We start from the raw sequence: 483 nt of genomic DNA, 5'->3' as shown, positions 1-483 counted from the left end.
GCTTTGTAGTCGCCATTTCTAAGTTAGGCAGCAGTAGCAGTTCTTTAACACGATGCAGCACCTCGATACGTTCTACGTATTTGTTGCGCATTGCCGATATAGTGTTTAATTATAAAAAACAGTAAAAGAATAAGAGATGAATAAATACGCCTTATGTACTTCGTATTGTGCGCAATGATATAATAGATTCGCTGGAAGTTGAAGCACTTCTACCAGCCAACTAAGTCGGTCTGTACGGTTGTGGAAATTCTGTGCAGGCTAGGGGTTGCGGCTCAACGTTCTCTCACGTTGGGTATCGCAGCCTCTTTCTATTTATAAAATACATACATTTATCTCTATATAGCGATAAATAATGTTTTTGATATTGTCGAATTTTCTTGTTTCACGTGGAATACATGGAATTCACTAAAATCATTGATATATAAGGGTTTTTGAGAAAAAGACATATAGAAAATAGGCACATCTGCCTATTATTTTTTTTTG

It is taken from the genome of Bacillus sp. JJ864 (genome assembly GCF_036963045.1).
Lineage (GTDB): Bacteria > Bacillota > Bacilli > Bacillales > Bacillaceae_G > Bacillus_A > Bacillus_A pseudomycoides_C.
The sequence above is the reverse complement of the archived record's forward strand: the minus strand, read 5'-3'. Positions refer to the sequence as shown.